The following is a 26,783-nucleotide window of genomic DNA, read 5'->3' as shown; positions in this document are numbered from 1 at the left end:
GAGGAAGTCAGCGCCCAGCACCGCCCGGTGGTGATGATCACCTCGAACAACGAGAAGGAGCTGCCCGACGCCTTCCTGCGCCGCTGCATCTTCTATTACATTGAGTTTCCCGACGTGCCACTGATGCGCAAGATCATCGACGTCCACCACCCCCACCTCGACGCCAAACTCCTCGATCAGGTGCTGATCAAGTTCTACTGGCTGCGCCAGCAGAACGAGCTGCGCAAGAAGCCGTCGACCTCCGAGCTGATCGACTGGATCAGCGCGCTGTTGCGTTCAGGGATCAGCATGGAGAAGATCGAGGCTCACATCCCCTTCATCGGTGCGCTGCTGAAGAAGGAGCAGGACGTCGACGCCCTGCAGCGCTTCAGCGGTCAGGGCGGCCGGTTTCCGCAGCGCTGGGAAGATCTCGGGCCCAAGTACAATCAGTAGACCGCACTCGCTTGCGCTCGCGGCCCGAGCTGGAATTGGGTCGCCGGCGTCCTGCTGTATAGCTCGCGAGCGGTGAGGGTTCATCGTCGTGCCTTGCCCTATCCGCGAGCACCACGCCCCCGCTCCGCCAGCGAGGGACCCTAACTCGCCGGTAACGTACCTGAGGCCGGTTTGCGGTACTTCGCCTCGTCGGCGAGGACACTGCGGATGGTTGCAAACAACTTGTGTGCTTGGAGCGGTTTGCTGACGTAGGCGTCCATGCCCGCCGCCAGGCAGCGTTCGTTGTCGCCCTTCATGGCCCGCGCGGTGAGCGCGACTATGGGCAGGTGAGCGCCGGTGGTGCGTTCTCCGGCGCGGATCGCGGCGGTGGCTTGCAGCCCGTCCATCTCGGGCATCTGCACGTCCATCAGGACAAGATCGAAGGCTTCCCGCTCGACCGCAGCAAGGGCGGCGCGGCCGTTGCTGACGGCGACGACGTGGTGGCCGCGTTTTTCGAGCAGCCGCACGGTGAGGTGCTGGTTCACCAAGTTGTCCTCTGCGAGCAGTACGCGCAACGGCCGTTGCTCGGGCTGCAGCTCGGGGGCCGGCCGCACCGGCCGCCGGCGCACCGCGCGCTCGTGCCCCGCCAGCGCAGCGAGTACCGCCGCCCGCAGCTCAGCCGGCTGAACCGGTTTGATCACGAAGTCACCGGCCCCCGACTCGCGGCCGCGGGCGCGCTCCTCGGGCGAGGCGGCGACCGGCAGCAGCATCACGGTCGCCCCGGCCAAGCGGCGCCGCTTCTTGATCTCCTCCATCAGAGCGAAGCCGTCCATCTCGGGCATTTGCGCATCGACCACCACCAGCGGGAAGGGTTCGCCCGCGGCCACCGCTTGCGCCATGGCGGCCAGCGCCGCCCAGCCGCCGTTGACCACGCTCGGGCGCAGGCCCCAACTGCCGAGCATTTCTTCTAGCAAGCGGCCGTTGGCGGCGTTGTCATCGACCACCAATACCGGCAGATCACGCAGCGCCTCCACCGCCGCGGGGCTGGCGGCCGGTGCGGTGGCGCGGCCGAAGCAAGCGGTGAAATGCACCGCGCTGTCGCCTCGGGGCCGGCGCGCGGCCCACAGCTGTCCGCCCATGATCGCCACCAGCTTGGCGGCGATGACCACGCCGATCTCGTTGCCGGCCGCAGCCCCCGTGGCCGAGTTCGCCGGCTCGACCGTGTCGAACAGCACCTGCTGGTGCTCGGCGACGAGGTCGCCGCCGCTTTGGCTGACGGAGAAATGGAGTGTGGCGGCGGCATCGGTTTGGGATTCGAGCTCGACCCGCATAACCACGTCACCGCCGCGGCTGACTTTGACGGCGCTGTCGGCAAGATTGGTCAGGATCTGGCGCAAGCGATCGCCGTCGCCGCTGAGTGCGTCGGGCACCTCCGCAGCCACCTGGCACATGAACTCCACTCCCTTTTCGCGCACTCGCAGTGCCACCAGCTCGATGGCGGCGTGGACGACGGCCTGGAGGGAGAAATCTCCGGTGACAAGGTCCAGCTTTCCGGCCTCGACTTTGGCCACATCGAGCATGTCGTTGACCACCGTCAGCAGCTGTTCGGCCGAGGTCTTGATCAGCTCGACGCACTCGCGTTGGTCAGCACTCAACTGACTGGCCAAGACCAGCTCGGCGGCGCCCATGATGCCGCTCATCGGGGTACGGATCTGGTGGCTGACCTCGGCGACGAACTCGCTCTTAGCGCGGCTGGCGGCTTCGGCGGCGAGCTTGGCCTGGTGCGACGCCTGCTCGGCGCGTTTGCGTTCGCTGATGTCGCGGGCATTGACGACGATGCCGGCCACCACCGGGTCGGCGAGCAGATTAGTCGCCAGGCTTTCCAGGGTTCGCCACGAGCCGTCGCGGTGACGTAAGCGCACTTCGGTCGTGATGGTGTCGCCGGGATGGGCGAGCAGTTGCGCGAACGCCTGGCGCGTCGCCGGCAGGTCGTCCGGATGCACTTGGTCGAACAGGTTGCCACCCTCGATCGCAGCGGGGGCATATCCCAGAACGGCTTCGTACGATGGGCTGGCGAAACGCACTGTGCCGTCGAGAGTCAGGATGCTGATGAGGTCGAGCGCGTGTTCGATCAGGGAGCGGAACTGCGCCTCGTTGTGGCGCAGAGCCTCCTCGGCCCGCCTGCGCTCGCGCCGCTGCTGGGCCGCCTGCAATTCGCGTTCGATCGCGGCTCCCAAGCGGGTGAGATGGCCCTTGCGGGCGAAATCGTGCGCGCCGGCTTTCATCATCGCCACCGCGATTTCCTCGCCGATGGCGCCGGAGACGACGATCACCGGCAGATCACGGCCGCTCTCCTGCACCAGTTGCAGCGCGGCCGGGCCGCTGAACTGGGGCAACGAGTAATCGGTAATGACGATGTCCCAGCTGCCGGTGGCTAAGGCCGCGTGCAAGGCGGCGGCGGTTTCGACCCTGGTACAGGTGACCTGGTAGCCCGCCTCGCGCAGCTGGTGCAGCAGCAACGTGCAGTCGTCTTCAGAGTCCTCGACCAGCAGGAGCCGCAGTGGTGTAGCCATTTCGATCGGTGCTCGTCACCAGCGGCGAGCGGGTCCTTTCCTTACGGCAGCCGGCGGCCAATGACAATGGGAGGATGCGCACGCACCTGACCGGTCACCTGCGCCGCTGCCGGCACCGCCTACACCAGCAGCCGGCGCGCAGCCGCTTCGATGCCCGCCGCGTCGAGGCCGTGAATACGCAGCAATTCGGGATAGGGCTCGACCTCGGTGCAAAACACGTCGTTGATTCCGACGCGGTGGACCCGCCCGACCCCGAGTTCGGCCACGATTTCCGCCACCGCAGCGCCGAGTCCGCCGATCACAGAGTGTTCTTCGGCGGTCACGATCCGGCCGGTCTCGCGGGCGGCGCGTTCGATCGCCGCGCGATCGATGGGCTTGAGCGTGTGCATATTGAGCACCCGCGCGCCGATGCCGTCGGCCTTCAGCGCCTCGTGCGCCGCCAGGGCGGCGCCGACGCAACTGCCGGTGGCGATGATCGTCAGGTTGCTGCCCTCCCGCATCGTCACCGCTTCGCCCACGCGCAGCGGCGCATCGTAGCCGTCGATCGAGCTGAGAAAGCCCATGCGGATGTACACCGGCCCGTCGATGGTTGCCGCCGCCCGCACCGCGCGGAAGGCTTCGGCGGTATCGGCCGGCGACAGTATTGTCATGCCGGGAATCACGCGCAGCAACGCGATGTCCTCCATGGCGTGATGCGTCGCTCCCCAGGGCCCGGCCTCGAGGCCGGCGAACGGGGCGATGATCTTGACGCGGTTGCGGTTGTAAGCGCAGTCGTCGCGGATCTGCTCGAAGCCACGCATGGTGACAAAGGGCGCCATCGCAATCACGAACGGCAGCTTGCCTGCATGGGCCAGCCCGGCGGCTACGCCGACGAGGTTCTCTTCGGTGATGCCGACATCGAAGTGGCGCGCCGGAAAGCGCTCGGTGAACGAGCCGATCGGCCCAAAGTCCTGGGTTACCAACACCATGTCGGGGTTTTGTTCCGCCAGCTCGACCAGTACGTCGGCCGACAACATCGTGGTGATATAGCCGCTCATGGGATCCCCTTCTAACCTCGATCGAGGCAAAGATAAACCGGGTTACGGCCGCACGCCGGCGCGCCCGGGCCACACCAGCTGGCGCCAGTCAACCGTACGATACCCCGCTGGCACGTTGATCATCGAAGCCGGTGGCCCGGCCTGACGGATCTCGCTAGCCTCGACCAGTAGCCCTTGCTTCTGCTCACCCAGCAGCACCCAACTCTCCGTCTTCAGCGGCAGGCCATCCAACTTCGACAGCTCGGCCATCACCGCCGAACCCGACGGAGCCAGCACGGTATCCATATCGGCCCACTGCTTGACGGCGGCGGGTACATCGAGGTCACTGCTCATCCAGATGTCCGTGGTCGCCGCACCCCGCATCACGCGATACTTGCGGGCGCGCTGGCCGGCGATGTTGGCGGTCTCGTCCGTGAGCTGCGGCTGGAAGGCGCGGCTCGGAGCTGCCAGGCGCTGATAGGTGGTATCTTGATCGCGGCGGGCATCGGCTGCAGCCAGGGCCTGGCGTAGCTCGGCGAAGCCGGCAACCCCGTAGGCAAGATTCTCCTTATCGATGAAGGTGATCGTCTGCTTTCGCAGGTCCACGATGGTGCGACGGGCGGGGCGGTCTTGGATCACGTGGTCGTCGGTAAGATAGGTGGTCACGGTCTCGAGTGGGTGCCCGGCCGCCAGCAGACCCGTGCGCGAGCGTTGTGTGACCACGGTCCAGCTGGGTTTGGCGAACAGCCCGTCCAAGAGCGCCGCCACCACGGTTTGCGGCCGGGCCAAAGCCATGACCGTGACCAAGGCTAAGCCGACCGCCGATAATCTCTGTCGCCCCATGCTGTCCTCTCTCCGACCGGGTTCGCACGGTGCCACAAACTCGCTTGCAAAGCACCACACGGTCGGGGCAAGCTGCGCGCGCGTCAAGGTCATATGGCGAACCGTCCACCGCATCCATTGGATCTACGCGAGCGCGAGCTCGAGATGCCCCCGTTCTTCGGGCTGCTGGGTATGCAGGTAGTGAGCGTATCGACCGAGGAGGTGGTGATGCGGATGGATGTGCCGGCGGCAATGTTCTCGCCCTTCGGGGCGGTATTTGGCGGGGCGATTTCGGCGTTGCTGGATACCGCGCTGGGCGCGGCGGTCGCCTGCAACATCGGCCCCTACGACCGCACGGCGACGCACGCGCTCAATCTCAACTACGTCACCTTCTCGCGGCAGCCGGCGTTGCTCGCCAAGGCGCGCGTACTGCGCTTAAGCCGCACCGTAGCAGCGGTCGAGGGCGAGTGCTTCACCGAAGACGGCCAGCTGATCGCCAAAGCCCTCGGCACCTTCGGCATCTTCCGCGACCGGGGCGGCCCCGGCGGGGCGTGATGCCGCGGAGACCGTAGAACGTACCGCGCTGGTCAACATCGGCTTCCCGTCAGTCGAGGCAACCCCCGTTGGCTGGTCCGTGGGTACCTGGCCGCCGGCCGCGCGATCGCCGGGTGAGTCGCGTCATGCCGGCGGATGACATGCCTCATGATATCCCGCGGTCGGAGTAATAAGCAGTATTAGCGAATCGGAAGCAATGCCCAGCATGACCACGCTCGTCGCTGCGGCGGCTCAATCCACGGACGCGCGCAAATCAATTGTCGGGCACGCCCGCGCCAGCGGTCTCGTAGTCGTATGCGTGCACTAGTGACCGGGGCAACGGGCCTGCTGGGCTACGCTCTGGTCGAGGAGCTGCTCGCCCAGGGGCATAGCGTCCGCGCTTTGGTGCGCTCGGGCAGTAACCGCTCGTTGATCGACCGGCTCGACATCGAGAAGGCGGTGGGGGATCTCCGCGATCCCCCGTCGTTGCGCGCGGCGGTGCAGGGGTGCCGGTGGGTGTTCAGTGTGGGGGCATTGTTCTGGTCGGAGCGCACGCAGGACGTGTACGACGCCAACGTTCTCGGGCAACGCCACTTCATGGAGGCCAGTACCGCCGCCGGGGTGGAGAAGTTCATCCACGTGAACGGCGTCACCTCGGTCGGCCACAGTCACAACGGCGAGCTGCTCGACGAGGAGTCGGTCCTCAACCTCCTCCACCTGGCCAACCACACCGAGATCTCGCTCTTCCTCGGCTACGTGGAAACTCTCAAGGCGGCACAGCGCGGCTGTCCGGCGCTCAGCGTGGCGCTGACGTTTCTGATGGGGCCGAACGATCCGATCCCATCACCGTCGGGGCAGCTGATGGTGGCGTACGCCAATCGCCGGGTACTCGGCTATCCCGCCGGCGGGTTGAATTTCATCGATGCCCGCGATTGCGCCAAGGGTCTCATCCTGGCGGCCGAGAAGGGCCGCATCGGCGAGCGCTACATCTTGGGGAACGTGAACATGAGCTTCCGCGACTTCTTTCGGCTCATCGAAGAAGTCACGGGTATTCCGGCGCCGCGCTTCCGCTTGCCGCACCAGTTGCTGTATCCCATCGGTGTAGTCGCCCCGCTGGTGTCGCAGTACGTCACCCACCGCCGCCCGATTCTCAGCATTCCGCGGGTGCGGATGTCCGACCTGACGTATCATTACAGCAACCAGAAGGCGGTCACCGAGCTTGGCCTCGCTTTTCGTGATCTCAAGGACAGCATCCGCGACACGATCCGGTGGTTCCGCGACAACGGCTACATCGCCAACAAACGGAGCCTGGCAACCGTGCGCGGGCTGTAACGGGCAGCGAGGAGGGCACCATGATTCGCGCCGAGAACGGCAAGAAAGGGTGTGAGCGCATCAACCAGCTGGCCGAGCAATTTCCCGGCATTTCGCGCTCCGCCATCGTCAAGGCCGACGCCTTCCGCGAGGGCGTGGCGTGGACTCCCGATCTCAACGTCATCGGCCGCTGGGCGATTCCGCACACCCACATGATCTTCGACTGGGACCACGACCATCTCGACGACAAGCTCGAAGTCGCCGAAGGCTGGGTGCTGCTCCCGTGCCTCTTTCAGTTGCGCGACGGCACCAGCACGATCGTCAAGCTGGCCGCCGACAGCCCGTACACGATCAAGATCCTCCCGGGCGATACCCGCTACATGCTCTGCCGCGATGGCGAGGAGGTCGAGGAGGTCTTCTTCGAGCCGCGGCCGCAGTGGTTCATGCGCCGCGCGCGCGACGGCACGCCGATGTGCAAGATCGTGTCGACAGCGGGACGCAACTGCATCTTCGCCATCACGCTGCTGAGCCATTGCCAGTACTTCAACACCAACGAGCAATGCGTGTTCTGCTGCATCGTGCCGTCGGTCGATCACGCCCGCGAGCTCGGCATCGAACGGACGATGAAGCCGACGGTGGACCGGGTGCTCGAAGTCTATCGGGCCGCAAGCGAGGAGCATCCGGTCGCGCATTTCAATCTCACCGGTGGTGGATTGTTCGATCGGCAGCGGGAGGCGTCGCTCTACGTCCGCTTCCTCGACGAGATGATGGAGCGGCTCGGCCCCGACAACGAGCTGCCCTGGCACGTCATCACCCAGGCGTTCGACGAAGACGATCAGCGGCGCGTGGTCGAGGCCGGCCGCGGCAAGATCACGCTTTGTCACCCGTTGGAGGTGTGGGAAGAGAAGCTCTACCCCGTCTTGGTGCCGGGTAAGGCGAAGTACGTCGGCCGTGACGAATGGATTCAAGCCATGCTACGCGCGGCCAAGCTGCTGAGCCCGTGGAAGTCGACGACGACGGTCGTCGCCGGCTGCGAGACGGTTCAGCCGCACGGCCTGCCGACCATCAGTGCGGCGGTCAAGTCGATGCGGGAGTATTTGACCTTCTTCCTCGACCACGGCGTCTTGCCGCGGTTCACCTTTTGGACGCCGGCGCCGGGCTCGCCGTGGGAGAACTCCCCGCCGCCGCCGACGGAATATTTTCTCGAGATCTCGCAGCTGCAGCGCGAGCTGTATCGGCAGTATCGCGTCCCGCTGCTCCAGAGCACCTGCCGCAAGTGCCGCACGGTGAGTCTGGAAGCGGACCTGGCGAGCGCGCCCGCTGGCCACAGTCCGATGGCCGCATAGCCGAGCGAAAGGGCAGCATCCCATGAGCCGCATCGACGATTTGTGCCGCCAGTTTCCGGAGATTCCGCGCTCGATCGTGATCAAGACCGACGTGCTGCGCGAGGCGGTGCGCTTCACGCCGCTGGCGCTCGACATCGGCAAGTGGGCCATCCCGGAGTTCCTGCCCTGGGACCGTGAGGTGCACAAAGACTACACCGCCATCGAGGATGCGCTGGTGGGGCAAGACTGGGCGTGGCTGCCGCACAGCATGAGCTTTCCCGAAGGCATCACCGCCAAAGTCATCTATGACTTCGTCCGCCACCACACCAGCCCGTATGAGATGTGCGAGCACGACGGGGCCTTCTGGCTACGCCACGGCGACGAGCCGGTCATTCCCATCAGCTTCGAAAAGCGGCCGCAGTGGTTATCGCGCCGTCTGGCAGATGGCCGCCAGATGGCCAGCGTTTTCGTGTTGTCATCACCCGATCGCTTGCTCGGCTTCCCGATTCGGTTTTGCGCCTACTACCAGCCTGAAGACATCTGCCGCTTCTGCTGCCTGAACCCGACGGGCAAGAATATCGCCAAAGGCGACGGCTATCACGACGTCATCATGTCGGGCGAGGCGGCCGCCACGTGTCTCGCCGCCGCGCTCGACGAGATGGAGATTCGGCACATTACGCTAACGGGCGGCGCCTTGCGCGATCAGCAGAAGGAGGCAGACATTCACGCCCGCGTCGCCGAGCAGCTAGCTCGCGTGCGCGCTGAGCGCGGCGCCAATCTCACCATCCAGGTGATGTCCGCGGCACTCGATGACGACGGGCAGGACCGGCTCAAGGACGCCGGCGTCGATGAGGTCTGCTTCAACATGGAAGTGTGGGAAGAGCGCTTGTGGCCGGAGATCGTGCCGGGCAAGAACCGCCACATCGGGCGTCGGGAGTGGATGGAACGGCTGGAGGGCGCGGTGGCGCGCTTCGGCCGTGGCCGCGCCTTCTGCCAGTTCGTCGTCGGCGTGGAGCTGGTGGCGGACGGCTTTGCTAGCTATGCGGACGGGATCAAGTCGGTGCTCGAGGGCATCGAGTGGTGCGCCCAGAGCGGCGTCCAATCCCGCACTCACATCTGGTGCAACACGCCCGGCTCGCTCTACGAGCCGCGGCAGGCGCCGCCGACTGAGTACTTTCTCACCATCGGACTCGAACGCCACAAAATCCTGGCGCGCCACGGCATGTACTTCCCCACCGACGCGCGGCCGCATTACTCGTCGACCTGTCACCGCTGCGGTTACCTCAGTTCCGACTCCGACTTCCAGTGGCTGCTCGGTGGCAGCGAAGACCGCTCGCAGGAGGCCACCGTATGAGCAAGGACGCGCCGGCGGCTGAACCGTTCGTACCGGTACTTCCGAACCACGAGAAATGAACCCGCCGGCCGATTGTTTCCACCACAGCCGCGTCCTACACCTGCGGCCAACTTCACCAGCAGGAGAGGAGCAACCCATGACAGTGAGTGGATTACGCGGACACGAACGCATCGCTCAGTTGTGCGAGACCTTCCCCGCGATTCCGCGCAGCATCGTCATCAAGGCGGATATCCTCCGGGAAGGGACGCGCTACACGCGCGACTTGGAGGCGGCCGGCACCACCACCTTTCCGCACTCCCTGATCTGGAATCCGCACCATCGCTGGAATCCACAAGAGGCGCCCGCGGGCGAGCAGCTCATCACCATCCCGTGGAAGTTCGATCTGCGTGATGGCACACCCGTCGTCGTGCGCTTCTCCCGCAGCAGCCCGTACGAGGTCCGCAAGACCAACGGCAGCTACTCGCTCCTGCGCGACGGCGAGGTGCTCGAAGCGGTGAGCTTCGAGCCGAGAACCGACTGGCTGTTCCAAAGCACGTCTGGCGGGACGCTGATGGCGTCGGTGTTCTTGTCCTGGACGCGCGAGGCCCTGCTCGGCTGCGCGCTGCGTTACTGCGAATACACCAAGTCCGGCGACCAGTGCGTCTACTGCTGCCTCGACGCCAACCTCAAGGAGTACCAGCGCCAAGGGATCGAGTACGACTTGGCCGTGAAGGCCGACAGCGCCGCCGAGACCTACCGCGCCGCGCTCGCCGAGGTGGGCCGCATTCGCCATCTCGATTTCACCGGCGGCAGCCTGCTTAACACCGCCAAGGAGTCAGCGCGCTACGTCGGTCTGTACGAGGCGCTGAACCGCGTGCGTGAAGAGTGCCGCGCCAAGACCGACTTCACCGCCTGCATGACGCCGCCGCCGGACCTCGGTACCGTGCAACGGCTGAAGGATGCCGGGCTCGATTACATCGGCCCGAACATGGACTGTTGGGAGGAACGACTGTGGCCGGTGATCGTCCCCGGCAAGCACAAGTTCGTCGGGCGCCAGATGTGGATCGATTCGCTGCGGACTTGTCACCAGGTGTTTGGCAAGGGCCACGTGTACAGCGTCTTTGTCATCGGTCCGGAGATGGTGGCGCCGGGTGGCTTTCAGAGCCCAGCCGAGGGCGTGGACTCCTGGCGCCGCTGCTTCCAGTGGCTGCTCGCCAACGAGATCATTCCCTCCACCAGTCAGTGGGAAGTCGAGGTCGGCTCGCCATGGGAGGCCAAGGAGCCGCCGCCGACCGAATACTTCCTGCAAGTGGCGCAGGCGCATCACGAGTCGATGGCGGCGGCCGGCACCTACGGCTACATGCGCCACCATCTGTACAAGGCTTCGGCTTGGAGCACCGACAGTGACTTCCGCCGTCTGGTCCACGGCTGCTCGTGCGAGGACTGCGCGTAGGGAAAGAGTGTAACGGCGGAGAAGACGTGGGCCAGTGATAGTACGGACGCACCATGGTGGAGTGCGGCGGCTTGCCGCCGCTTTTCGCTGCTGGGCATCGGGCGGCCGGCTGCCCGCGGCCAAAGCGGGAGCAAGCTCCCACGTTCCACACCGGAGCACTCCAAGGGGTTGGCGCTTGTTTCTGTCGAGGGACCGTTCAAAGGAGGGCTAAGCCATGATCGGCGTGGTGCCACGGAGCGTGCCGCAAAGAGACCGGATCGCGGAGTGCTGCAACCTGACTTACGACGTCGGCCTCGATGCCGGCTGCTACAAGTGCGGCGTCTACACGCTGCCGCGCGACTTCGCCCGGCTGATCGACGGCGTGGAGTGACCCATGCAAGGGCAAGCACGCCTCGCCCAGTTGTCCGACACCTTCCCCGGCCTTCCCCGCAGCATCCTGCTCAAGACCGAGCTGCTGCGTGACGGGGTGCAGTACACGCCCGAAGTGGAAGAGGCCGGGGGCTCGTCGCTGCCGTTCTTCCTGCTGTGGAACCCGGTACACGCAGACAACCCCAAGGCCGACGACGAGCGGATGATGATGGTACCGTGGAAGTTCGACCTGGCCGACGGCACGCCGGTCAAGCTGGTGTTGGAAAAGACCAGCCCGTACACCATCCGCAAGTCCGGCGCCGTTCAGTACGTCTTGTGCCGTGAGGGCGAGGAAATCGAGCCGATCGCCTTCGAGCCCCGGCCCGACTGGTACATGACGGCTCTGGGCGACGGACAACTGCTGCCCACTGTCATTCAGCTGTTCTCGCGCTCGTGCCTCTTCGGCTGCATTCTGCGCTACTGCGAATACTCGCGCACGGATGAGCAGTGCCGCTATTGCAGCCTCGACTCGACCGTCGACGACTTCCAGCGCCGCGGCTTCGAGTACTCGATCTCGGCGCACCCCGATCATTGGGCCGAAGGATTTCGCCGTGCCTTGGCGCACGGCCCCGTGCGGCACGTATCGCTCACCGGGGGCAGCCTGCGCGACACGCACAAGGAGGCGGCGCACTACAGCAAGATTCTGGCGCCGCTGAAGGCGGTACGCGACGAGTTGGGCAGCGCCGCCTGCTTCGAAGCCTGCGTGTCCGCCATGGCGGAAGCCGACCAGCGGCGGCTCAAGGACGCCGGCCTCAACGTGCTGGCGCATCACATGGACACCTGGGAGGCGCGCCTGTGGCCCGAGATCGTGCCGGCGAAGTCGCGCTACATCGGGCGCGATAGTTGTCTGGCGGCGTTGGAGCGGGCGGTCGGCATCTTCGGCGCCGGCAACGTGCAGAGCAATTTCGTGGTCGGCGTCGAGACGGTTTCCGACCACGGCATCCGCGACGCCGAGGAAGGGCTGGAGGCGTGGCGGCGGTGCTTCGCGACGTTGCTTCAGAAGGGCGTCCTGCCGCGCACCACCGTGTGGCAATCCACCGAAGGCGCCGCCTACCACGGCCGGCCGAAACCGCCGGCGGAGTATTTCATCCGAGTGGGCTACGAACGCTACCGCTTGATCAAAGAGCACCGCATGCACGGTCAGGGGCATGTCTATCCCTGCGCCCGGTGTAACAGCTGGAGCTGCGACCTCGACTTCATGCGGCTGCTCGACGGCTGCGACTGCGCCCAATGCGCGTGAGCTCCAAGGTGCGTGCGGTCAGTTGCTTCGGGACGCGGCGTGGAACGCCGCTCCACGCCGCGAGGAGCTTGGGTACGTCCGCGCTCCCCAACTTGAGCGCGGGAGCGCTGCTCCCGTGCCGCCGGCCATCGAGTTCATTCGCCGCATATAATTGCGTGTTAGATCGTGAAACCCGAGGAGGATCTGGGTATGGCGCTCTTGGTTTCTCTCGCGGGCATCGGCGTTGCGGGAGTTGGCCTGCTCGGTGTTGCTGCTCCACGCCAGCTGGCCAACCTCCTCTCTCGTTGGCGCGTTCTCACCGGGCTTCCGGTGACGCTCGCCCTGCGGCTCGGATTCGGAGTGCTCTTCATCCTGGCAGCGTCGTCTTGTCGCTTCCCGAGCTTTGTCCGCGTCCTCGGAGCGCTCGAGCTTGTTGGAGCGGTGGCGCTGCTCGCGTTGGGCGCCGCGCGTCTCCAACGATTCGTCGAATGGTGGCTGAGCCGCCCGCCGTCGTTCGTCCGGTATTGGTGCTCGGCGGCACTCACCTTCGGGATGGTCATCGCGTACGCCGGCCTCTAGCATTCGTGGCATTCTTCATCACCTCACCCCGACCCTCTCCTGGGAGGAGAGGGAGCAGGCGGCGGGCGGCGCTGCCCTGGCGGGCCAATGAACTGCGCAGAGTTGTCAATGTGGAGTGCGGCGGCTTGCCGCCGCTTTCGGGCCGCGCTCCGGCGCCACACACCACCCCAAAGCGGGAGCAGGCTCCCGCACTCCAAGGCACGGGCATATGAACCTTGAGTGCCTCTTCCAACCCATCACCATCCGCGGCAAGACGATCAAGAACCGCATCGTCCAGCCCGGTCAGGGCACCGGCTTTGGCCATCTCGACGGGCGCATCAGCGAACGTCACATCGAGTTCCATCGCACCAAGGCGCGCGGCGGCGTCGGCCTGATCATCTTCGAGCACACCGGGATCGACCGCACCGGCAACGTCATCCCGTTGATGGAACCGCTGATCGACCACGACCGCTTCATCCCGCCGCTCGCCCGGCTCGCCGAGGTCGTGCACGAACACGGGACGGCGCTCTTCTTTCAACTGGGCCACGGCGGGCGGCGATCGATCTACTCTCCGTTGTTCTACCTCCTACCGCACGTCCCGGGCCTGGAGCGCTTGGCGGTGTCCCTTCCAAAATACTTCCCGGGCGCGTATGCAAGATTGTTCGGTTCGGCCTGGAGGTTCGCGCGCCAACCGAAAGGTCCGTCGGCGGGACCGCCGTCGTGGGGGTTTCGCAAGCACGGCCAGGTGTTCGAGCACATCTCCAAGGCGCGGCCGCAAGCCCTCACGCAGGACGAAATCAGCCATCTGATCCGAAAGCACGGCGAGGCGGCGCGGCGAGTCAAAGCCATCGGCGGCGACGGCGTCGAGGTCTACTGCTGCCACGGGTATCTCCTCAACCAGTTCTACTCTCCTCTGTTGAACCAGCGCACCGACGAATACGGCGGCGGCCTGGAGGGGCGGGCGCGATTCACACTGGAGGTGATCCGCGAAGTCCGGCGCGTTGCCGGTGAGGACCTCGTCATCTCGCTGCGGCTCAACGGCGCCGACTTCGTCGACGGCGGCGCCACGCTCGCCGACGCCAAGGCCATGGCCGCGTGGGCAGAGGACGCGGGGGCCGATGTTATCAACGTCACCGCCGGCCTGTATGGCTCGTATCCGTTCATGATCCCGCCGATGGCAGACGCGCCGGGCGCCTTCGTGCCACTCGCCGAGGCAATCAAGCAGTCCGTCCGCATCCCCGTCATGGGCGGGATTCGCGTGGTCGATCCTGTGCACGCCGAGTCGCTGCTGCGAAACGGCCAGGTGGACCTGGTCATCATGGGCCGCGCGCTGCTCGCCGATCCGGAGATGCCCAACAAGGCGCAGGCAGGTCGATTTGACGAGATCCGCACGTGCATCGGCTGCAACCAGTGCCTCGAAATCTCGGAGGGACTGGAGGGCGGCATTCACTGCCTGGTCAACCCGCAGCTCGGCGCCGAGGGCAGACTACGCGTTACCCCGGCCGAGAAAAAGCGCACCGTTGTCGTCGGCGGCGGACCAGCAGGCATGACGGCCGCCGAAGTGCTCGCGCGTCGAGGCCACGAGGTCATCCTGTTCGAGAAGGGCCAGCTCGGTGGGCGCTTGCAGTTGATGGCGCAAGTGCCAGGCAACGGCGAAACCAGGACTTTCCTCGACTTCATGAAGAAGGAGCTGGAGCGGCTCAACGTCACTGTCCGGCGAGAAGACGCCAGCGTGGCCAAGATCAGAGTGCTGAACCCGCACACCGTCATCGTCGCCGCCGGAGCAAGACCGTCGCTGCCGCCGTGGCACGCGCAGGTGCGCTGCCTGAGCATGGACGAGGCGGTCGCCGGTAACGGCGCGGATAAGAAGCTCGTCGTGTGGGGCGATGACCTTTACTGCCTGAGCGTCAGTCTGTACTTGTCGCAGCTCGGAAAGGACGTGATTGCCGTGGAGCTTCCTCGCTTCTTCCCGCTGGATGTCATGGAGGTAACCGCGTCTGCTCTCTACCTGAGGATCAAGCTGGCCGAACGCGGCGTCGAGATCGTTCGAGACTGCACCGTCAGTGATGCCGTCCGCGGGAACGTCACCTTGAGCAACGGACGGGTGCTCAGTAACGTCGATGCCGTCGTGGTGTGCAAGCTGCGCCGGGACGGAGCGCTCGCAAAGAAGCTCCGGGCGGAAGGAATCCGCACGCACACCATCGGCGATGCGCGCTGGCCGCGGAAGTCGCTGCCCGCCGCGTGCGAGGCCTTCGAGCTCGCGGCGCGATTGTAAGGACTGGTGATGCCCTGCAAGTTGAGAACGAGGCTCGTTGCAGCATTCCTGCTCACGCTGCTCGCCCCGCTGCCGGCAAGTGCGGAACAGGACCAGCGTCTGCGGCCGGGAGAGGTTCTCGATCAGCATAATTGGCAGCAGGCCGAAGGTTTCCTGCCTCCGGAGATCCTGGAACATTACCGCCGAGGCGAGTACGCCAACCGCATCATGGAGTGGCCCGAGGGGGTGATGGAGTGGGACGAAGACTTCAAAGCGTCCCGCAGCGCCAACGCGGATCGGTTCGCGGTTACGGCCGAGGGAACCGTGGTCGAGAAAAGCACGGGGCAGCAGCCGGCATTCATCGCCGGCGTTCCCTTCCCGCGCATCGATCCGGACGATCCTGCCGCCGGCGTCAAGATCCTGTGGAACCACTATTACGGCTTCTGGAGCCAGGGAAACAACCGGACCGTCACCATGCTCAACCTGGTTGGCCGTGCCGGTCTCGATCGCGCGCTCAGTCAGGAGGTCTACTTCCTTTACTACGATGGCCAACCGGCGTGGCGCAGGCCGCCGAGCAACCCGAGCAATCTGATGAGTCAGATGCTGGCGACCACCCTGACGCCAGCCGATCTGCAGGGCACGGCCGCACTGACTTGGCGCTACCGCGACCCGGAGAGACGAGACGGTGTCTGGGCCTTTGTCCCCGCCTTGCGGCGCGTGCGCCAGATCAGCCCAGCGAACCGGTCGGACGGGTTCCTGGGCTCCGACCTCAGCCAAGATGACGGCCCGTTCTTCGACGGCAAACCGGAGGACTTCACCTGGAAGTTCGTCGGTGAAGCCGACATCTACCGCTTCTGCGATCCGTACAGCCTGAAGCGAGAGGTCACGACGCACGCGCTCGACACCGGCGGCTGGCGTATCGTGCTGGGGGATCAGCCGATGGTCGGCTACCAAGATCCGGCGTGGAAAGGCCTGGCGTGGGCGCCGGTGAGCATGGCGCTCGCCAAGAGGAAGTGTTGGATCATCGAGGGCGTTCCAAAGGACAAGTACTACCTCTACGGCAAGGTGCAATTGTACATCGACAAAGAGACCTACCAGGGTGCGTTCAACAGGAAGTTCGACTGGCGTGGGGAATTGGTGACGGTGTACGGAGTCGTGGGGCTCCTCAACGTTAGCCCCGACGGCAAGAACTACTTCCGTGGCTTCACCACCACGTGGCAGGGCTCCGAGAGCCTCAAGCTCGGGCGCGCGACGATTGCGGGGCCGCCGCCGACGGGCATGAAGAACGCGCCGACGGATTACGGCATCCGGTTGGAGCCTCGGTTCTTCGACTCGCAAGCCCTCATCCGCTTTGGGAAGTAACGTGCACGAGCGAGCGGTTCACTTCTTCAGCGGCGGGGCGAAATTGGCGGGCGTGCTCTATGCACCCGACAGCCCGTCGGGACGCGGTTCCGGCATCGTGCTCTGCCAGGGCTACACCGGCACCAAGGAGATGTTTCTCCCCATCCTGGCGCAGGCGTTCTGCGAAGCCGGCTACGCCTGTCTGATCTTTGATTACCGCGGTTGGGGCGAGAGCGAGGGGCCACGCGATCGGCTGATGCCGCTCGAACAAGCGGAGGACATCCGCAACGCGCTCACGTTTCTGGCGCTGCAAGACGGCGTCGATCCGGAGCGGCTCGGGCTCTACGGCACCTCGTTCGGCGGCGCCAACGTCGTGCACGTCACCGCGATGGATGCGCGGGTTAAGTGCACCGTCGCCAGCCTGGCGATCGGCAACGGCCGGCGCTGGCTGCGCTCGTTGCGCAGCGCGTCGGAGTGGCAAGAGTTCGAGGCGCTGCTCGAACGTGACCGGCGCGATCGCGTGCGGATGGGCAGCTCGCGGCGGATGAAGGCGTTCGACGTCGTGCCGCCGAGCCCGGCAATCCGCGAGCTGATGGAAGCCGCGGCGCAGAGCGGCGTCTTCACCGGCGAGGAGGCCGCGATCACGTTGGAGTCGGCCGACGCGATCACGCAGTTCGCTCCGGAAGACGTGGTGGCTAACATCGCACCGCGGCCGATCCTCTTCATCCATGCCGGCAACGACGACCTGGTTTCACCCGACGAGGCGCGCAGCCTGTACGCCCGCGCCGGTGAGCCGAAGCAGCTCCTACTTCTCCCCGGCGTCACTCACGTCGATTTCTACCTCGGCGATGCGCTGGAGCAGGTGACGGCGGCGGCGCGTGAGTGGTTCCAGCGTCACCTGCCGAGCCTTGCATGACCGGACAGGTAAACCACAGAGGCACCGAGGACACCGTGGGGACTCAAGCGTGGCCTGCTCATCAACTTCAAGGTTGAGCGCCTCGTCGACGGGGTCAAGCGCGTCAGCCTCTGAGCGCTCTGTGCCTCGGTGGTTCCTTTTTCTGTTGCTCTTGCGAGGACAATGCAGATGAGAACAGGAAGGCTTGAAGGCAAGGTTGCGCTCATCACCGGCGCGGGCTCGGGCATGGGGCGGGCGAGCGCACAGCTGTTCGCCCGAGAAGGCGCGCGCGTGGTGGTGGTGGACTGGAACCGTGAAGGCGGCGAGGAGACCGTCCGGGCGATCACAGAGACGGGCGGCTCGGCGGCTTTCTGTGCCGTCGATGTCTCGAAGGAAGCGGAGGTCAAAGCGGCGGTGGAGTTCGCCGTCGCTACCTACGGCGGCTTGGACATCATGTTTAACAACGCCGGCATCGCCGGCATTCGCGAGGGCCGCGATGCTTTAGTTGCCGATCTGGAAGCCGACGACTGGGACTACACCCACAGCATCAACCTCAAGGGCGTGTTCTTCGGCTGCAAGCACGCCATCCCCGAGCTGATCAAACGTGGCGGCGGAGCGATCGTAAACACCGCGTCGGCCGCGGCGATTCAAGGCAGCGGATTCCCGATTCATGCGTACACCGCCGCCAAGGGCGGCGTGGTCGCGCTCACGCGCGCGATCGCCGTGGGCTACGGCCGTGAAAATATTCGCGCCAACTCGATCATCGCCGGCGCTATCGCCACACCGATGTCGAACTACTATCAGGACGAGTGGGTGCGGAAGATGTACGAAGAGGCCATTCCCCTCGGCCGTGTCGGCGAGGCGCAGGATATCGCCTACGCCGCGCTCTACCTCGCCTCCGACGAAGCCCGCTTCGTCACCGGCCACGCGCTGGTCGTGGACGGCGGCAAGAGCATCAAGGGGTAGGAAGAAGCGGGATCATCGCGGCTGAGCGGCAGATGACAAACCACGAAGAACACGAAGTGCACGAAGACGACGACAAGAGACCAGGTCTTCGATCTCCTCTTCGTGCTCTTCGTTCTTCGTGGTGTTCGTTCTCTGCGCTCAATCGGAGCAGTGTGAGCAGCGCATGAAAGCCCCGACGATCACGCGCCGAGAGTTGCTGAAGGGAACTGCCGCCCTGACGCTCTCCCTGAGTGGGCTGCGACTGGTCGCGTCAGGAGCCACGCCGCGCGCTGCGCTGGCGCCGGCAGGCGAGCGGCCCGCCTACCGCGACTGGGAAGACCTCTACCGCCGGCAGTGGCAGTGGGACCGGATCGCCCGCGGCACGCATCTGTGGGCCAACTGTGCCTCGGCCTGCGCGATGGACGTGTTTGTCAAGGACGGCGTGGTCTGGCGCGAGGAGCAGGCGGCGGTGTACTCGCAGACCAATCCCAGCCTGCCCGACTTCAACCCGCGCGGCTGCCAAAAGGGCGCGTGCTACACCGAGCTGTCGCACAGCGCCGCCCGCGTGAAGTATCCGCTCAAGCGCGTCGGCCCGCGTGGGTCGGGGCGCTGGGAACGGATTTCGTGGGACGACGCCCTCACCGAAATCGCCGATCGCATCGTTGACGTCTGCGTGCAGGACGGCCCGCAGTGCATCTCCTGGGATTTCGGAAACATGGACTTCGGCCCGAGCGCAGCGGCGCAGATGCGCTTGTTCATGCTGCTCGGCGTGCCGATGCTGGACGCGCTCGCCGGCACCGGCGACTTGCCCATCGGCGCGCTGCAGACCTGGGGCCTGGGCGCCGTCGACGGCTCGTCCGACGACTGGTTCTGCTCCGACTTCATCGTCGTCTGGAGCATGAACCCGGTCTACACCCGCATCCCCGACGCTCACTTCCTGTGGGAGGCCCGCTACCGCGGCGCGACCGTGGTTTCGATTGCGCCCGACCTCAACGCCTCGTCGATCCACGCCGACCGCTGGCTCAACCCGCGCGTCGGCACCGACGCCGCGCTCGCCCTCGGCATGGCCGCGGTTATCGTCAACGAGCAGCTCTACCGCGCCGACTACCTCAAGGAGCAAACCGATCTCCCGTTTCTCGTCCGCGACGACACCCGCGAGTTTCTACGCGAGCGTGACCTCGCGCCCGGCGGACGCGATGACGTGTTCTACGTGTGGGACACCAAGACGCAGCGTATCGCTCCGGCGCCCGGCACCCCCGGACAATGGCGCGCCACGCTCCAGCTCGGCGAAATTGATCCGGCGTTGGAAGGAACCTACTCGGTTAGCGTGGACGGCAAGGCGGTAAGCGTCCGCCCAGTGTTTGGCCTGCTCAAAGAGCGCCTGGCTGAGTACACACCCGCGAAGGTTGCCGCGATCACCGGCGTCGGCGCGGCGGTGATCGAAGACACGGCCCGGCGCATGGCGAAGGCCGGCGCGGCGATGATCTTGGCCTCGTTCGGCTCGTGCAAGCACTACCACACGGACCTGTTGCAGCGCAGCATGATTCTCCTGCTCGCGCTCACCGGCAATCAAGGCAAGCGCGGCGGCGGCTTGCGCCTGAGCGCGATGTGGTCGCTGAGCGGCTTCGAGTTTCTGGCGGGCGCGCAAGAGCCGGCGTGGTGGCAGAAACTCGCGCTGCGCTTCTACCGTCCATCACCGCAGACGATCGAGAGGCACTTGCGGCAGTTCGTTCGCGAGGGCGTCCCGTTCCAGCCGATGCTGCTGTGGCTCTGGTTTCACGGTGGCCTCGACGAATCGATCGGCCGGACGCATCCCGAGCTGGCGGCGGCCGTGCGCGAGGCGTGCGAGCGCGGCTGGATGAAGGTCTTCCCGCCGCCGGGGCAGCGCCCGCGCATTTTCTTTGCGACCGGCGCCAACGCTTTGCGGCGCTGGCCGGTGCCGCAGGTAATCGAGCAGCACCTGTGGCCGAAGCTCGATCTGGTCGTCACCGTCGACTTCCGCCTGTCCACCACGGCGATGAAGTCGGACATCGTGTTGCCGGCCGCCGGCTATTACGAAAAGCGCGGCATCAAGTACGCGCAAAGTTACGTCCCGTACGTCGTCTTCGGCGACAAAGCGGTTGAGCCTCCCGGCGAGGCCAAGGGCGAGTGGCAGATCTACGGGCTGCTCGCGCGCCGAATTCAGGAGCGGGCACGAGAACGGGGAGTCGGCCCGTATCGGGACGCACTTGGCCACGAGAAGGACTTGGCGGCGATCTACGACCAGTGGAGCGGCGACGGGCGCTTTGCACCGGACGACGACACCTCGGCGCTGGCGTATATCATGGACAACTCCGCTTCAGTTGTCGGCGGCCGCACCTGGGAGCAGGGCGTGAAGGCCGGCGCGGTGCGGATTGAGGACATCGGCATGTACGGCCCGGGCAGCGGCATCTGCAGCGACTTCCAGCCGGGCGAAACGGTCTACCCATCGCAGTGGTTCGTCGAGAAGAAGGAGCCCTGGCCCACGCTCACGGGACGCCAGCAGTTCTATCTCGATCACCCGTGGTTCCTCGAAGCCGGCGAAGAGTTGCCCTGTTTCCAGGCGCTGCCGGCGCTCGGCGGCGCGTACCCGCTGAAAATCACCGGCGGCCACACGCGCTGGTCGATCCACGCCATCTGGCGCGATCAGCATGACATGCTGCGGCTGCAACGGGGCGAGCCGGTCGCCTACATGAACGACCGCGACGCCGCCGCTCGCGGCATCGGCGATCACGCGCTGGTGACCGCGCACAACGACGCCGGCACTTTCGCCGTTCGCGTCAAGCTCTCGCCCGCGGTGCAGCCGGGGCAGCTCATCATCTACCATGCCTGGGAGCCGTTTCAGTTCGCCGACTGGCACAGCGCACAGGAAGTGATCCCGACGCCGTTCAAACGCACACATCTGGTCGGAGACTACGGCCACATCAGCTACCGCATGTACTACCTCTCCCCCGGCTACACCCCCCGCGGCACGACGGTCGAAGTGGCGCGCGCAGGCGTGGCCTCCCACCGATGACATGACGCTATGCCCCGCACACCGCCACGACTGCTGATCGAAGAGTGGCTGCACGCAAGGCTGTGGGACCCGGCACTCAGGCAGACGTGACCGCAGGCGGATGGGGACGCGAGTTGCAAACCGCCCCCGTTCGGCTCTATGTCGGTGACCCACGCGCGAGATCCACAGTGCGTCGGCGCCACCGATGAGCGTCTTTGACCTCCACGCCAGCGTCCTCAGTGATTACCAGGACTACGTCCGGTCGCTCTTCACGATCGCGGACGATCGCGCTCGGGCATTCGTCGATCAGGCCCTGGCGGATGAAGCACGGCTGTGGCCGGATTTCCTGCTGCAGCTGAGTCCGTCATATCGCCGAAACACCACGGTGGTTGAGCTGGCCCGCACTGGCGCACTTCATTCCGATTGCGGCGAGATCTTTCGAAACGCCGACGGGCAACCGTTTCGCTTGTACGAGCACCAACGCGCGGCGTTGGAGCTTGCAGCGCGCCGGGTCAGCTACGTGGTCACCAGTGGCACTGGCTCCGGCAAGAGCCTCACCTACTTTCTTCCGATCGTCGATGCCCTGTGCCGGTCCGGTCAGCCAACCGACGCCGTGGCGGCGCTGGTGATCTATCCGATGAATGCCTTGGTGAACTCGCAACTCAAGGCACTGCAGACGTTGCGCGAGGGCTTTGCGCGCCGCACCGGCCGCGACTTCCCCGTCACCTTCGCGCGCTACACCGGCGAGACGCGCGACCCGGAGCGCGAGCAAATCCAGCAACGCCCGCCACAAATCATCCTGACGAACTACGTGATGGCCGAGCTGATACTCGTTCGTCCTGAAGACCACCGCTTGCTCGGTCTCGAGCGCAGCCTCCGTTTCCTCGTGCTCGACGAGCTGCACACCTATCGTGGTCGACAAGGCGCCGACGTGGCGTTGCTCGTTCGCCGCTTGCGCGAACGCTGTGCGCGGCCCGATCTGCTGTGTATCGGCACGAGTGCGACAATGGTGTCCGATCGCAGCGCCTCGCCGCCAGCCCGTCGACAGGCCGTCGCGGATTTCGCAACGCGCTTGTTCGGCCAGCTGGTCGCACCGGACAACGTGGTGGAAGAAGTTATCGAGCCCCTGACGACCGGCAGCAGCGAACCTCCGTCGCGTGACGAACTGGCCGGCACAATCGGCAGCCCGCTTCCGGGAGAATTCGATGCCTTCCGTCAGCATCCACTTGCCCGCTGGGCCGAGCGGGCTCTCGGATTCGAAGCCGAGGCATCCGGCGAGTTGCGGCGGCGTGTACCGCGAACGCTCATCGACGCAGCGTCGCAACTGGCGACAGACTCAGCAGTGGAAGAAGCGCGTTGCCGGGAAGCGCTGCGGGATGCGCTTCTGTGCGGAAGCCGGATTCGCCTGCCGGAAGAAGGACGGGCGTTCGCGATGAAGCTGCACCAGTTTGTCGCGCAAGGGCGTGCGCTCTATGCCACCGTAGAGCCAATCGACCGGCGCGAGTTCTCGGTCGAAGGGCAGGTATTCGCAGGCGCCGGCCGGGTGTTCTTGCCACTCCGCTTTTGCCGGCAGTGCGGGCAAGACTATTACCACGTGCTGCGCGATGACAGTCCGCCGCGCTTCCGTCCTCATCCGGAAGGCGTCGTTGATCCGACCGCCGCTCCGGGCACCGCCGGCTACTTCATGCTGGCCCGTGATGAGCGCGACTGGAGCGAATCGGACATCCCCGACGACTGGTGCGACCGCCGGGGTCGCCTGAAGAGCACGTACCGCGACCGTGTGCCGACTGCGCTGTGGGTAGCGCCCGACGGCTCGTTGGCCAGCGACGTTCGCGACGGCGCGATCAAGGTGTGGTACCAACCACAGCCCTTCTCCCTCTGTCTTGGGTGCGGCGAGTTCTATACCGCTCGTCAGAGCGAGCTGACGAAGCTCGCCACGCTCACGAACGAAGGGCGCAGCAGCGCCACCACGGTCATCGCCAGCTCCGTACTGCAACATGCCGGTGATACAGGCGTCGCTCGTAATAAGTTGCTGACGTTCACCGACAACCGACAGGACGCGTCGCTCCAAACCGGCCACTTCAACGATTTCATTCACGTCGCGGTCTTGCGCAGCGCTCTGCATGCGGCGTTGCAGCGTGAGGGCCAGCTCACCTTCGATCGGGTGGCCGCCGCCGTGGTCGCTGCGAGCGGCCTGGGCGTGCGTGAAGTCGGCCGCGACCGTAACCTCGATCCCACCTCGCCCGCAGCGCGCGATGTCATGCAGGCGTTCACGGACCTCTCGGAATATCGCCTGTATGAGGACCTCCGCCGGGGCTGGCGCTTCACGCAACCGAACCTCGAACAGGTCGGGTTGCTGCGCCTCGACTACGCCGGGCTCGGCGTGCTCTGCGACGACGGAACCCTCTGGAGCTTTCATCCTCAACTGGCATCGTGGACACCGGGCGAACGCCTGCAGTTAACCCACACGGTTTTGGATCATTTCCGCCGCAAGCGAGCGATCGCCGCGTCGTGCCTCCAAGAGACCACGCAGCAGCAACTCCGCCGCCGCGCCGACCAGCACCTCAACGAGTATTGGGGACTTGACCCGGAGACCAACGAGTTGCGACCCTCGGAACGTTTCGTGTTGCTCGGCCAGTCAAACAGAGTCGTGGAAGCGTTCAGCTTGGGCGAGCGCAGCGCTCTCGGCGTGTACCTTCGCCGACAGCCGCAACTCAGCACGGCAAATTACACCGGCTTCGTGCGGGAATTCGTTGCGTTGCTCGCCGGCCAAGGTTTTCTACGCTCTGAGCTAGTCGATGACCATCAGGTGTTGCAACTCAACGCCGGCCGACTGCTGTGGTGCCTCGGCGACGGCAGCCCTCCGCCGCCTGATCCGCTTTACTCGCGCCGCGCAACAAGTGCGGTCTACACTCCGCCACCGCCGCGTGCCAACCGATTCTTCCAGGACTTCTACCGCGAAGCGGGGCGCACCCTGGCCGCCCTGGAAGCCCGCGAACATACCGCGCAGGTTGTCGAGCCAGGCGAGCGCGAACGCCGCGAGCGTCGCTTCAGCTGGAGCGAAAACGACCGAACCAAAGAGCAAGAGGGCCTACGGCGTCTTCCGTATATGGTCTGCTCCCCGACAATGGAACTTGGCGTGGACATCAAGGACCTCGACCTCGTCCACCTGCGCAATGTACCCCCGACGCCAGCCAACTACGCCCAGCGCAGCGGCCGCGCCGGACGCGAAGGGCAGCCAGGCTTGATCTTCACGTACTGCGGATCGCTCAATAGCCACGACCAGTATTTCTTCCAGCGGCGCGCGGAGATGGTTGCGGGGAGTGTTCGCCCACCGCGTCTGGATCTGGCGAACCCCGACTTGTTACGTGCCCACGTCCACGCGGTGTGGTTGGCAACGGTGCGACTTCCACTCGGCCAGTCCCTGGAACAGGTGCTCGACACGGATGACCCGGCGATCCCGCTCAACACCAACGCAGCCGGGCAGATTCAGCTTTCCCAACAGGCCTTCCGCCAAGTCGTCGCATCTGCCCAGCGTCTGTTCGCCGCCGACCGCGCCGTGCTGGATGCGACGGGCTGGTTCAGCGACGCGTGGATCGAGGATGTCGTCCGCGACGCTCCGCGCCGATTCGACGAGGCGTTCGACCGCTGGCGTGAGTTGTACCGTTCCGCCAACCGCCAGCTCACCGACGCCCAGAACGCCCTGCGGCGTGCACGCTCCCGCGAAGAGCAAGCGCAAGCGCTCTTCCGTCAGGGCGAAGCGCTCCGACAGCTCAACCTGCTGCGACAACAGAACACCCGGCGCGAAGAGAGCGATTTCTATCCCTATCGCTATCTCGCCAGCGAGGGTTTTCTGCCAGGCTACAATTTCCCTGCGTTGCCGGTGCGGGCTTGGGTGCGGCGCGGGGATGGCGAATACATCAGCCGCCCACGTTTTCTCGCCCTGCGGGAGTTTGCTCCCGGAAACATCGTCTATCACGAGGGCGCCAAGTTCGAGATCAATGGGTTCCAATCACCGCCGGGTGGGCTTGATGATCGGCGGCAGCGGCGGCGACTCTGTCGCACGTGCGGTTCGATTTGCGGCGACGCCCTCGACCTTTGCCCCTACTGTACGACGCGCTTCGACGGTGCGAACAGCGAGCTGGTGCAGGTGCTCGATATGCCCAACACCCGCACGATCCGGCGCGAACGCATCACTTGCGATGAAGAGGAGCGAAGACGGCGTGGCTTCGATCTGACGACACACTTCGAGTTTGCGACCGAAGGGGGTGAGCCGCGCACATGGGAGGCTGATGTTATCACGCGCGAGACGGCAGTGCTGCGCCTGGTGTTCGGCCCAGCCGCAACGGTAGTGCGCATCAACCATTGCCCGCGCGGCGCGCCACAGCCGGGATTCCTCATCGACCTCGACAGCGGCGACCTTGTGACACCCAACACGCCGCCGCGGCGGCGCCCGGCGCCCGGTCCGCATCGCACGGAAAACGTGCGCCTGTCGGTTCACGGAACGCAGAACGTGCTGCTCGCTCGCTTGATCCGCACCGAACTGACGGCCGATCCGGAGATTGAAGCCAGCTTGCAGTATGCATTGCAACGCGGCTGCGAGCAGCTCTTCCAGATCGAGGAAGCGGAACTCGCCGCGGAACGTATTGGCAGGGACGCACATCGTGCCATCCTGTTCTACGAAGCGGCGGAGGGCGGCGCCGGTGTGCTACGACGCATAGTGGAGGAGGCCGATGCGATTGCCCGCGTGGCGCGCGAGGCGCTTGCCCGCTGCCATTTCGATGAGAGCGGCAATGATCTGAAACCGGACTGTTTGGCCGCCTGCTACGAATGCCTCATGACATTCGCCAACCAACTCGAAGCACCCCTGCTCGACCGCCATCGCGTGCGCCAGCACTTGCTCGACCTCGCCGCGAGCGTGACCTTCCCTCGCCTCGGTGGGCGCGATTGGGCCGCGCACCTCGCCTGGTTGCGCTCCCTCACCGACTCGCGCTCCGAGCTGGAACGCCGCTTCCTGGATGCGCTCGCGTCCGGTCGCCACCGCCTGCCTGATGAAGCTCAACGACCTATTCGAGAGGTGAACTGCATCCCCGACTTCTTCTATGCGCCCAACGTGTGCGTGTTCTGCGACGGCAGCGTCCACGATCAACCGGAGGTCGTGACGCGTGACCGGGGGATTCGGACGGAGTTGGTCAATCGTGGCTATCGCGTCATCGTCATCCGCTATGACCACCCCCTCGCGGAGCAGATCGCCGCGCATGCTGACGTGTTTGGCCTGGCTTCGAATTGAGCGGGACGACGTCACCACAGGGCAACATGAGAACGCTCGAATTGCGCGGGTTGGCCAGTCAGCCTATAGGATGTCGCCCAGG

The 26,783-nt window shown here is 65.5% G+C and carries 18 protein-coding genes; 15 read left to right on the top strand and 3 right to left on the bottom strand.

Annotation, left to right across the window (positions count from 1 at the left end; translation table 11 throughout):
* On the top strand, nucleotides 1-432 hold a 432-nt coding region (locus HY699_13825), incomplete at its 5' end, for a MoxR family ATPase (GenBank protein MBI4516884.1).
* Between the two features lie 140 nt (nucleotides 433-572).
* Here the strand turns inward: HY699_13825 and HY699_13820 are convergent.
* The 3 genes from HY699_13820 to HY699_13810 form a co-directional block, all read right to left on the bottom strand.
* Entirely contained in the window at nucleotides 573-2,984 is a 2,412-nt protein-coding gene (locus HY699_13820; GenBank protein ID MBI4516883.1) for a response regulator, read from the bottom strand.
* 119 nt (nucleotides 2,985-3,103) lie between these two features.
* Nucleotides 3,104-4,021 (bottom strand): transketolase family protein, encoded by a 918-nt coding sequence (locus HY699_13815; protein ID MBI4516882.1) that lies wholly within the window; start codon nucleotides 4,019-4,021, stop codon nucleotides 3,104-3,106.
* A gap of 42 nt (nucleotides 4,022-4,063) precedes the next feature.
* Complete coding sequence (locus HY699_13810) at nucleotides 4,064-4,843, bottom strand: hypothetical protein (protein MBI4516881.1); 780 nt, start codon at nucleotides 4,841-4,843, stop codon at nucleotides 4,064-4,066.
* 93 nt (nucleotides 4,844-4,936) lie between these two features.
* Between HY699_13810 and HY699_13805 the strand changes: the two genes are divergently transcribed.
* The 14 genes from HY699_13805 to HY699_13740 all read left to right on the top strand — a co-directional run bounded on the left by HY699_13805 (nucleotide 4,937) and on the right by HY699_13740 (nucleotide 26,701).
* The gene (locus HY699_13805; GenBank protein MBI4516880.1) at nucleotides 4,937-5,377 is read left to right on the top strand and encodes a PaaI family thioesterase; all 441 of its coding nucleotides are present in this window, start codon (nucleotides 4,937-4,939) and stop codon (nucleotides 5,375-5,377) included.
* Nucleotides 5,378-5,671: 294 nt separating this feature from the next.
* Complete coding sequence (locus HY699_13800) at nucleotides 5,672-6,688, top strand: NAD-dependent epimerase/dehydratase family protein (protein MBI4516879.1); 1,017 nt, start codon at nucleotides 5,672-5,674, stop codon at nucleotides 6,686-6,688.
* A gap of 20 nt (nucleotides 6,689-6,708) precedes the next feature.
* Complete coding sequence (locus HY699_13795; protein MBI4516878.1) at nucleotides 6,709-8,013, top strand: hypothetical protein; 1,305 nt, start codon at nucleotides 6,709-6,711, stop codon at nucleotides 8,011-8,013.
* 22 nt (nucleotides 8,014-8,035) lie between these two features.
* The gene (locus HY699_13790; protein MBI4516877.1) at nucleotides 8,036-9,346 is read left to right on the top strand and encodes a hypothetical protein; all 1,311 of its coding nucleotides are present in this window, start codon (nucleotides 8,036-8,038) and stop codon (nucleotides 9,344-9,346) included.
* Between the two features lie 136 nt (nucleotides 9,347-9,482).
* Complete coding sequence (locus HY699_13785) at nucleotides 9,483-10,778, top strand: hypothetical protein (GenBank protein MBI4516876.1); 1,296 nt, start codon at nucleotides 9,483-9,485, stop codon at nucleotides 10,776-10,778.
* 214 nt (nucleotides 10,779-10,992) lie between these two features.
* Entirely contained in the window at nucleotides 10,993-11,148 is a 156-nt protein-coding gene (locus tag HY699_13780) for a hypothetical protein (GenBank protein MBI4516875.1), read from the top strand.
* A 3-nt stretch (nucleotides 11,149-11,151) separates the two neighbouring features.
* Nucleotides 11,152-12,426, top strand: coding sequence for a hypothetical protein (locus tag HY699_13775; GenBank protein ID MBI4516874.1), 1,275 nt, complete (start codon nucleotides 11,152-11,154; stop codon nucleotides 12,424-12,426).
* Nucleotides 12,427-12,615: 189 nt separating this feature from the next.
* Nucleotides 12,616-12,984, top strand: coding sequence for a hypothetical protein (locus HY699_13770; GenBank protein ID MBI4516873.1), 369 nt, complete (start codon nucleotides 12,616-12,618; stop codon nucleotides 12,982-12,984).
* A 208-nt stretch (nucleotides 12,985-13,192) separates the two neighbouring features.
* Nucleotides 13,193-15,238 carry an FAD-dependent oxidoreductase gene (locus HY699_13765; protein MBI4516872.1) on the top strand — a complete coding sequence of 682 codons (2,046 nt, stop codon included), beginning with the start codon at nucleotides 13,193-13,195 and terminating at the stop codon, nucleotides 15,236-15,238.
* A 9-nt stretch (nucleotides 15,239-15,247) separates the two neighbouring features.
* A complete protein-coding gene (locus tag HY699_13760) occupies nucleotides 15,248-16,579 on the top strand; it encodes a DUF1329 domain-containing protein (protein MBI4516871.1) in 1,332 nt (443 codons plus the stop codon).
* A 1-nt stretch (nucleotide 16,580) separates the two neighbouring features.
* Nucleotides 16,581-17,474 (top strand): alpha/beta hydrolase, encoded by an 894-nt coding sequence (locus HY699_13755; GenBank protein MBI4516870.1) that lies wholly within the window; start codon nucleotides 16,581-16,583, stop codon nucleotides 17,472-17,474.
* Between the two features lie 168 nt (nucleotides 17,475-17,642).
* The gene (locus tag HY699_13750; protein MBI4516869.1) at nucleotides 17,643-18,419 is read left to right on the top strand and encodes an SDR family oxidoreductase; all 777 of its coding nucleotides are present in this window, start codon (nucleotides 17,643-17,645) and stop codon (nucleotides 18,417-18,419) included.
* Nucleotides 18,420-18,582: 163 nt separating this feature from the next.
* Nucleotides 18,583-21,432 carry a molybdopterin-dependent oxidoreductase gene (locus tag HY699_13745; GenBank protein MBI4516868.1) on the top strand — a complete coding sequence of 950 codons (2,850 nt, stop codon included), beginning with the start codon at nucleotides 18,583-18,585 and terminating at the stop codon, nucleotides 21,430-21,432.
* 184 nt (nucleotides 21,433-21,616) lie between these two features.
* Entirely contained in the window at nucleotides 21,617-26,701 is a 5,085-nt protein-coding gene (locus HY699_13740; protein ID MBI4516867.1) for a DEAD/DEAH box helicase, read from the top strand.
* Nucleotides 26,702-26,783 lie beyond the last annotated feature (82 nt).

The organism is Deltaproteobacteria bacterium, from assembly GCA_016210005.1.
GTDB lineage: Bacteria > Desulfobacterota > Binatia > HRBIN30 > JACQVA1 > JACQVA1.
Note: the sequence above shows the minus strand (reverse complement) of the source record. Positions and strands in the feature narration are given on the sequence as shown.

Coding starts and splice junctions, on each gene's coding strand:
- HY699_13820 (MBI4516883.1), bottom strand. CDS start 2,984: ATGGCTACACCACTGCGGCTCCTGCTGGTCGAGGACTCTGAAGACGAC.
- HY699_13815 (MBI4516882.1), bottom strand. CDS start 4,021: ATGAGCGGCTATATCACCACGATGTTGTCGGCCGACGTACTGGTCGAG.
- HY699_13810 (MBI4516881.1), bottom strand. CDS start 4,843: ATGGGGCGACAGAGATTATCGGCGGTCGGCTTAGCCTTGGTCACGGTC.
- HY699_13805 (MBI4516880.1), top strand. CDS start 4,937: ATGGCGAACCGTCCACCGCATCCATTGGATCTACGCGAGCGCGAGCTC.
- HY699_13800 (MBI4516879.1), top strand. CDS start 5,672: ATGCGTGCACTAGTGACCGGGGCAACGGGCCTGCTGGGCTACGCTCTG.
- HY699_13795 (MBI4516878.1), top strand. CDS start 6,709: ATGATTCGCGCCGAGAACGGCAAGAAAGGGTGTGAGCGCATCAACCAG.
- HY699_13790 (MBI4516877.1), top strand. CDS start 8,036: ATGAGCCGCATCGACGATTTGTGCCGCCAGTTTCCGGAGATTCCGCGC.
- HY699_13785 (MBI4516876.1), top strand. CDS start 9,483: ATGACAGTGAGTGGATTACGCGGACACGAACGCATCGCTCAGTTGTGC.
- HY699_13780 (MBI4516875.1), top strand. CDS start 10,993: ATGATCGGCGTGGTGCCACGGAGCGTGCCGCAAAGAGACCGGATCGCG.
- HY699_13775 (MBI4516874.1), top strand. CDS start 11,152: ATGCAAGGGCAAGCACGCCTCGCCCAGTTGTCCGACACCTTCCCCGGC.
- HY699_13770 (MBI4516873.1), top strand. CDS start 12,616: ATGGCGCTCTTGGTTTCTCTCGCGGGCATCGGCGTTGCGGGAGTTGGC.
- HY699_13765 (MBI4516872.1), top strand. CDS start 13,193: ATGAACCTTGAGTGCCTCTTCCAACCCATCACCATCCGCGGCAAGACG.
- HY699_13760 (MBI4516871.1), top strand. CDS start 15,248: ATGCCCTGCAAGTTGAGAACGAGGCTCGTTGCAGCATTCCTGCTCACG.
- HY699_13750 (MBI4516869.1), top strand. CDS start 17,643: ATGAGAACAGGAAGGCTTGAAGGCAAGGTTGCGCTCATCACCGGCGCG.
- HY699_13745 (MBI4516868.1), top strand. CDS start 18,583: ATGAAAGCCCCGACGATCACGCGCCGAGAGTTGCTGAAGGGAACTGCC.
- HY699_13740 (MBI4516867.1), top strand. CDS start 21,617: ATGAGCGTCTTTGACCTCCACGCCAGCGTCCTCAGTGATTACCAGGAC.